The organism is Methanoculleus sp. (assembly GCF_035363275.1).
Taxonomy (GTDB): Archaea; Halobacteriota; Methanomicrobia; order Methanomicrobiales; family Methanoculleaceae; genus Methanoculleus.
On record NZ_DAOSET010000076.1, the window covers coordinates 1 to 7,808 of the forward strand.

A 7,808-nucleotide genomic window follows, 5' to 3' on the forward strand; every position below is an offset into this window, starting at 1 on the left:
CCCGGCCGGTTCGACCGGGAGATCGAGATAGGAGTCCCCTCAGAGGACGACCGGACCCAGGTACTCCACATCCACACCCGCGGTATGCCGCTTGCGGACGACGTGGCGATCTCCTCCATCGCCCAGCAGACCCACGGATTTGTCGGGGCGGACCTTGCCGCCCTCGCCCGAGAGGCGGCAATCAAGGCGTTGCGGCGCTACCTCCCGGAGATCGACCTGGAGGCCGAGGAGATCCCGCCGGAGATCCTCGAGAAGATGGAGGTGCAGGGCAGGGACTTCCGCGACGCCCTCCGTGACGTGGGCCCGAGCGCCATGCGGGAGGTCCTCCTCGAAGTGCCGCACACCGTCTGGGAAGATGTGGGAGGGCTTGAAGAGGCAAAGCAGGATGTCCGCGAGGCGGTGGAGTACCCGCTCACCGAGCGCGAGCGGTTCGAGAATCTCGGTATCGAGCCCCCGAAGGGTGTCCTCCTCTACGGCCCCCCGGGGACCGGAAAGACCCTGATTGCAAAAGCGGTCGCGAGCGAGAGCGGGGCGAACTTCGTGCCCGTGAAGGGTCCCCAACTCCTCTCGAAGTGGGTGGGCGAGAGCGAGCGGGCGGTCCGCGAGATCTTCAAAAAGGCCCGGCAGGTGGCACCGTCCATCATCTTCTTCGACGAACTCGACGCCCTCGCCCCTGCCCGGGGCGGTGGGACCGAGTCGCACGTCATCGAGAGTGTCTTGAACCAGATCCTGACCGAGATCGACGGCCTTGAGGAACTCAGGGGCGTCGTCGTGATGGGAGCGACCAACCGTCCCGACATGGTCGACCCGGCGCTGCTCCGGCCCGGACGGTTCGACCGGCTCGTCTACATCGGCGAGCCCGGACGAGAAGACCGGGAGAAGATCCTCGCCATTCACACCCGGTACATGCCGATCGAGGGCTCCACCGTCGAAGACCTCGTGGCGATGACGGAGGGACTCGCCGAGAACGGGATCGAGGACCTGATCCTCGCCGTCGGGGCCAACCGCCGGGTGAACGTCGAAGATTTGAGGCAGCATCGCGCTGCGATTCAGGCAAACGAAGATGAAGGGCTCCGGAGCCATCTCCGGAGGAAGAAGCTCGTCGACCTCCTCGCCCAGCAGAGCGTGACCCTCGACGATCCCGCACGAGCCCGGCTCCTCAAGAAGGTATCGACCGATACCGAGGGGTTCGTCGGCTCGGACCTCGAGGCGCTCGGCCGGGAGGCGGCCATGCTCGCGATGCGCGAAGGCGTCGCGGTCGTGAACCAGACGCACTTTGACCGGGCACGGGAGAAGGTGCACGCGACGATGAACGAGCGGCTCCGGCAGTATTACGGGAAGGTGCAGCAGCACTTCAAGGGCGGGCTCCCGAAGGAGATCCAGCCGCCGGAATACCAGTGAGCGGATCTTCGGGGGGAGACCCCCGGAGAACTCTTTTTTGTACGGGCTGAACGGTCTCCGTTACGCATCATGGGGATGGGGTAATCCCCGCCCTCACCGCCGGCCGCACCAGACCGCGACGCCCATAAGCGCCGCAAGCACGGCAGCCCACCCGGCCGCAGCCTGTGTCGGCACCGCCAAAGGCTCCGCGGTCGTGCTCTCCGCCTGCGTCCAGATCCACTCGACCGCATACGAGAGCTGGACATCCTCCCCGGCCATCGCCCGTGCCAGGGTCTCCTCGTTCATCGGCATCCGGGCCGTCGGGGCGACCCCGCCGGCCAGCGACGCGTTGCTGTCGACCTGTATCCGGCCGTGCTCATCGAGCGACGCACCCGCCGGGAAGGCGGTCATGACCCCGAGAGGGAGCACCGGGCCGAGGGACTCCATCCCGAACGCCCCGTTCGTCCCATACCACGAGATGATCGCGCCCGTCCCGGATTCCGCAAAGACCTTCGGGAGGCCCTCGCCCGAGCTGATGGTGTAAGGGCTGACGAGGAGGGCAACCGGGCCCGCGTAGCGGTCGGGCCGGGGCTTGCTCCAGGACTCCCAGAGAACCGCCTGCTCCCCGGTCCCGGGGTCGTAGGTGGTGCCGTACTCGTAGAAGACCGGCCGGTCCACGAACCAGCCGGCGTAGGCGGCGGCCAGGTTGTCGTCCCCGCCCCGGTTGAACCGGAGGTCGACGACGATGCCGGGCGCACCGTCGGCGATGGCACCCTCCACCGCCGCCCTGAAGGGCTGGTAGACGTTATAGGACTCTTCGTAGACAGCGATGTAAGCGATGCCTCCGGGGAGGGTCCGGGCGGTCACGCTCTCGTTCGTGATCATCGCCTTGAGCTCCGCCGACGATCCGGCCGCTCCGTCGTTCACCTCGCGGCCGAGGAAAATGCTCGTCCGGGCGAGGGTCTCGTAGCCGTCGTCCGTCGCCGTCAGGTTGATTGTGCGGGGGACGGAATCCTCCGGGCCGGCGATGCCGACGGTTGCCGGGGTCCCGACCGGCGCCCGGGTCAGGAACCGCAGTTTGTGGAGGAGGATGCCCTCGGCGGTCGAGGGCTTGACCGGGGTCCAGATGATCGAGGTCGCGTTGATCGCCTCCCCGACCGGCCGGCCGTTCCAGGAGACCACCTCGTCGCCGAACCGGATCCCTGCCCGCTCGGCCTCGCTCCCGTCCGCGACGCACATCGCGATCACCTTTCCGGAATCGAGCCGTGCGACGGCGAGCCCGTAACCCCCGCCGATATCGGCATGCTTCGTCCCGAAGTCGTCGGGAGAAAGGACCAGGACGTGCCCGTCGGGGATGGCATACACGAACTCGCGGAGCGTCCGGTAGTAGGCGGCGTTATCCCGGGTCTTCTCGGCGTCCGCGATCTCCGGCGCGTAGGCCGCATACAGGGCGTCCCAGTCGACGCCGCGCCACTCCGTGAAGGCGTAGCGCTCTTCCATATAGGCGCACGCCTCGCGGAAGGCGTCGCTCCAGGACCTGCTGCTGAGATCGGGAGCCTCCGTCAGGTTCGCCATGATGGGCGCGTACGACGCCGTCAATTCCTCGTTGTAGGCCGTCTCGTTGTTCCGCTCAAACGGGATGGAGGCGTCCATCCATACCGTCCCGCAGGAGTCGGTGTAGAGGCCGGCGAATGCCGGCAACGTTATGGAGAAGAGAAGCAGAACCAGCAGGGCCAGTCCTGCCCTCATACCGCGTAAGTTTCTTGCATGCACGATCTTCTACCTTAGATATCAATTTTGTGCAGCGTGATTTGGGTTTTGCGGTTTTTGCGGCAGTTTTTGGCCGGCGTCCGGAAAGATTGCCGGGACAGGGAGCCCGGGGTCACCAGCCGCCCGGCGGCGGATACGCGATCAGCCCTTCCTTGACGCCCCGGACGAACCCGGCCTTCTCGTAGAGCCGGAAGACGTTTTGCTCCCTCCGGCCGGTCAGAAGCATCACCTTGTAGCAGTTCTTCCCCCACGCACGGTCCAGGGCATGGGCGAGGAGGGCCGTCCCGAATCCCCGGTTCCGGAACTCACGGTGCGTCACGACGTTCTCAATGAGGCCGTAGGGACGTGCGCCCCGCGTAAGGTTCTGGAGGATGTGGAGGACGCACGAGGAGACCGGCACGCCCCCGTGCTCGAGGATGAAGAGACAGGTCCGGGGGTCGGCGAGGATAGCCTCCCATGCCGCCTGGAGCGTATGAACATCAGCGCTCTCATCGGCGTCGTGCATATGGGTGTAGAGGGAGAGGACCGGGTTCAGGTCTTCGGAGACGGCCTCGCGGACGAGTGGCGTGTCGCTCTGCATATACCCCGGTTCTCCCTCTCCGGTAATCTCCTTTTGGTTTTACCCGCCGGGGTCCCGACCGCTCCCATATCCCCGGGGGCAACCTATTTACAGCACTATGCGCAAGCATATACATTAAAGCGCAACCCTGTAACACGGAGCCCCTCCATGCCGAACTGCACCACGTTTCTCGACGCCAACGCCTGTAACCCCACAAAAACCGCTCTCGTCGTCCCCTCCCGGGGGGAGTCCTATACCCGCGCCGACCTCCTCGACCTGGTCGCCCGGGCCGCAGGCGGCCTCCTCGCCCTCGGGATCGGGCGCGGGGAGCGGGTCTGCATCTATCTCGACAGTTCGCCGGAGTACCTCATCACCTACTTTGCCCTCTGGCGGATCGGCGCCGTCGCGGTCCCGACGAACCGGGTCTACCGGGAGAACGAGGTCCTCTACGCCGTCCGCGACGCAGGAGCCGCCGCCGTCATCACCGACGTCGAGGGTGCCGCCCTCGTCGGCCGCATCCGCGACCGGGCCCCAACACTCCGGCACGTCGTCGCCGTCGGCGGGGATGCCGCGGGCGCAATCCCCTGGGTTGACCTCCTCCGTGCCGAACCGTGCCGCCGTGCCGCCCACTGCCGGTTCGACGACCTCTGCCAGATCCAGTACACCTCCGGGACCACCGGAAAGCCGAAAGGCGCCATGCTCACCCACGGAAACTGGATCGCGGCAATGGACGCCGAACGGGACGTCCTCCGGATCACCCCCGACGACATCTACCTCGGCATCTACCCGATGGGGCACGTCGGCATCAGCTGGGGCGTCGCCACCCTCCGGGCCGGCGGGACCTACGTCGTCATGGAGCGGTTCGACCTTGACCGCTACCTCGACCTCGCCCATGAGCACCGGGCGACGATCGTCGCCGGGATGCCGCCGGTGATCCACTCACTCCTCCAGACCCCGCCGGGGACCGAAGCGGCGCTCGCCACCGCACGGGCGATGATCAGCGGCGGCGGCCCCCTGACGCCCGGCGTCTGGAAACCCTTCCACGAGCGGTTCAAGATCCCGGTCGTCAACGCCTACGGCCTCTCCGAGACGGTCGTCGTCGGGACCGGGACCGCCATCCGCCCGGAGCACTACGCGACCGCCGACGAATTCCGGAGTGTCGGCACCCCGGTCGGCTTTTCGGAGGTGAAGATCGTGGACGCGAACGACCCCGATCGGGAGCTCGAGGCCGGTGAGGACGGGGAGATCGCTCTCCGGGGACCCGGGGTGGCGCTCGGCTACTGGCAGATGCCGGAAGAGACCGCCGCCACCTTCCTCCCTGAGGGCTGGTTCCTGACCGGCGATGTCGGCCACCTGGATGCGGACGGGATGCTCTACATCACCGACCGCAAAAAGGACATGATCGTCATGTCGGGCTGGAAGGTCTACCCGACCGAGGTCGAGGACGTCCTGGTCCAGCACCCGGCCGTCCGCGACGCGGCGGTCTTCGGGTGCACCGACGAGCACCGGGGGGAGGTCCCGGTGGCGGTGGTGGTCCCCGCCGGAGAGGGCGTCGCCGCCGAAGATATCCTCGCCTTCGCCCGCGAACACCTCGCGGGCTACAAGGTCCCCCGCCGGATCATCTTCACCGCCGAGATCCCCCGGGTGAACGGGTGGAAACTCCTCAGGAAGCGCCTGCGGGAAGAATACTGCACCGCCAGCGGTGCGTGAAGCCGTACCCGACGGGTAGTATTAAGAAACGGGCCGTGAATAGATAGTCCCGAGAGATAGCCGAGGTACAGACGTGGCAAACACCACCAGACGTTCGACGGGGATTGCGGGCCTTGACCTTGCGCTCGACGGGGGGTTCCCGCCGGGCACTCGCATCATCATCTCCGGATCTCCTTTAAGCGGCCTTGAACTCCTGGCGCAGCAGTTCTGGCAGGCCGGAGAGAAAACAGGCACCTACCTGATGCTTGATGCCGTGCCGACCGAGGAGATGACCGACGCACGGGGGATGGACGCCGTAACGCTCGCCGGAGCCATGCAGGGAGAGCGGATCGTCGTGGACTCACTCTCCACGCTGATCGCCGACCGGGGGATCAATGCAGCCACCCGGTTTGTCCTCGAGGATACCCGGGGGATCGTTGATTCCGGGGCAACCATCGTCTACCTCCTCTACACCGGTCTCCACAGCCCCCTCGAGGAGGCGCGGATGATGCGTGCCGCCGACATCTTCATCACCCTCAGACACCAGGTCCACGGCAACGAGTTCGAGCGGACGCTCGCCATCGAGAAACTCAAGGGTGCGGACGTGCCGCAACGGGTGATCCCCTACCACATCATCGCCAGGGGCCTCGAACTCTCGACGACCTCGCGGGTGGTCTAGGCCGGGACCCGCCTTCGCGCCACACAAAGACCTTCGGTCTTCTCAAACTCGCTTACGCTCGCACTTCGCGTGAGACGGTGGAAGGCTCAGTCCGGATACCCGGCCCGGACCTCGCCTGCCGCAGCGACCATATTCTTCAGTTTTCCAGACGCGGCTTCGCGTGACTGCATCCGGAGGCCGCAGTCAGGGTCAAGGAGCATGGCTTTCGCCGAAAAGACGTCGACTCCGGCCTCGATCCGTTTGCGAATAACCTCGACGCTCTCGATCGCGGGGCTCGCCGAGTCCACGCAGCCGTAGCCGACCATCCGGCCACGGAGATCCTTTGCCGAGAGCACCTCGATGTTATGAGGATTATTCGCAAACTCAAAATCGAAGATGGCGACATTCGTCTTCAAGACATCGTCGATGACCGCCTCCAGATTTCCGCAGACGTGGAGGCAGACGGGCACCCGGAGCCGGGCGGCGATCGCGTTGACCGCCTCGCGGCCGACGGCGAGGTTTGCCGCCCCCGTCGAGAAGATCGGCTCGTCGATCTGGAGGAGCGCGACCCCGGCGTCCTGGAGGTAGCCCGCCTCGACCGCGAGCGCCTGGGCGAGGTCCTGGACCAGTTCGTCTTTGTTCCGGTAGAACGGCGTCTCGATCGAGAGCCCGTGCGCAAGCGTGCTCGGCCCGGTGAGGATCCCCTTCACCTTCGGGTGCCGGGAGAGGGCGTACTTCGTGTCTGCGAGGGTGATCGCCTGCCGGGCGGGCTCGACCTTCCCGACGACCGACGACCCCCGGATGCCGGGGAGGTGGGAGGTGAAGGCCCGGATCATGTCGCTCCGGACCTGGCCGTCCGAGATGATATCGATCCCGGCGCTGATCTGGTCGGCGACCGCTGTCTCCACCGCGTGCTTCAGCGGGTCCATGCGGGCGAGAAGCCCGGAGCCTTTCACCACCGGGTAACTCCCGACAACGGTGGTCGGGAGACACGTGCTTATCAGGGTCATGGGGTCACGGCCTGTGCCGGTCAGACGGCTGGCAGATAACTGCTACGTCGCCGGTGTAATTAAACTCATGGGGTCAGTCTGTGCCGGTCGCGGGGGAAGAGCACCGCCTCGCGGATGTTAGGGAGGTCGAGCATCGTCATCACCAGGCGCTCGATGCCGAGCCCCCACCCGGCGTGCGGGGGCATGCCGTAGCGGAACGTCTTTAAGTAGAACTCGAAACTCTCCGGGGAGAGGCCTTTTGCGCGGATCCGCTCCACGAGGAGGTCGTAGTCGTGGATACGCTGGGCACCGGAGGAGAGCTCCATCCGGGGATGCATCATGTCGAAGGCCTTGCAGAACTCCGGCCTCTCCGGGTAGGGCATCGCGTAGTAGGGCCGGATATCGGTCGGCCAGTCGACAATGAAGTAGTGCTGTCCGACCGTATCGCCGATCGCCCGCTCGGCAGCCGGGGAGAGGTCGTCGCCGAAGGTGAGTTTCTCCTCGATCGTTCTGTTCGCGATCTCGATGGCTTCCGTATAGGGGATCCGGGGGAACGGCTTTGCCGGGGTCTTGAGGTCGACACCGAGTTCTGCGAGCTGTTCGGCGCAGTTCTCCCGGACATACTCGTAGACGTGGACGATCAGGTCCTCAAGGAGCACCATGACGTCGTTGTGGTCGGCAAACGAGACCTCGAGATCGAGGCTCGTCGCCTCGTTGAGGTGCCGGACGGTGTTGTGCTCCTCGGCGCGGAAGATGGGGCCGA

At 66.0% G+C, this 7,808-nt stretch carries 7 protein-coding genes; 3 read left to right on the forward strand and 4 right to left on the reverse strand.

All coding sequences use genetic code 11. The annotated features are described in order from the left end of the window. Window positions 1-1,401, forward strand: a 1,401-nt coding sequence (locus tag PLN84_RS12045; RefSeq protein WP_348532108.1) for an AAA family ATPase, incomplete at its 5' end; no start/stop codon positions are given. A gap of 93 nt (window positions 1,402-1,494) precedes the next feature. On the opposite strand, the gene PLN84_RS12050 is transcribed toward PLN84_RS12045, so the two are convergent. Beyond that, on the reverse strand, window positions 1,495-3,129 hold the full coding sequence (locus PLN84_RS12050; RefSeq protein WP_292386370.1) for a S41 family peptidase: 1,635 nt from the start codon (window positions 3,127-3,129) through the stop codon (window positions 1,495-1,497). 133 nt (window positions 3,130-3,262) lie between these two features. After that, window positions 3,263-3,730 carry a GNAT family N-acetyltransferase gene (locus PLN84_RS12055; protein WP_292386369.1) on the reverse strand — a complete coding sequence of 156 codons (468 nt, stop codon included), beginning with the start codon at window positions 3,728-3,730 and terminating at the stop codon, window positions 3,263-3,265. A 147-nt stretch (window positions 3,731-3,877) separates the two neighbouring features. Between PLN84_RS12055 and PLN84_RS12060 the strand changes: the two genes are divergently transcribed. Both PLN84_RS12060 and PLN84_RS12065 read left to right on the forward strand, forming a co-directional pair. Beyond that, window positions 3,878-5,419 carry an AMP-binding protein gene (locus PLN84_RS12060; RefSeq protein WP_292386368.1) on the forward strand — a complete coding sequence of 514 codons (1,542 nt, stop codon included), beginning with the start codon at window positions 3,878-3,880 and terminating at the stop codon, window positions 5,417-5,419. A 73-nt stretch (window positions 5,420-5,492) separates the two neighbouring features. Next, the gene (locus tag PLN84_RS12065) at window positions 5,493-6,077 is read left to right on the forward strand and encodes an ATPase domain-containing protein (RefSeq protein ID WP_292386367.1); all 585 of its coding nucleotides are present in this window, start codon (window positions 5,493-5,495) and stop codon (window positions 6,075-6,077) included. Window positions 6,078-6,163: 86 nt separating this feature from the next. Here PLN84_RS12065 and PLN84_RS12070 read toward each other — a convergent pair whose 3' ends face one another. Both PLN84_RS12070 and PLN84_RS12075 read right to left on the reverse strand, forming a co-directional pair. Beyond that, a complete protein-coding gene (locus PLN84_RS12070; protein ID WP_292386366.1) occupies window positions 6,164-7,066 on the reverse strand; it encodes a methionine synthase in 903 nt (300 codons plus the stop codon). Between the two features lie 65 nt (window positions 7,067-7,131). Next, the coding region (locus PLN84_RS12075; protein ID WP_348532109.1) for an amino acid--tRNA ligase-related protein at window positions 7,132-7,808 on the reverse strand (677 nt) is incomplete at its 5' end.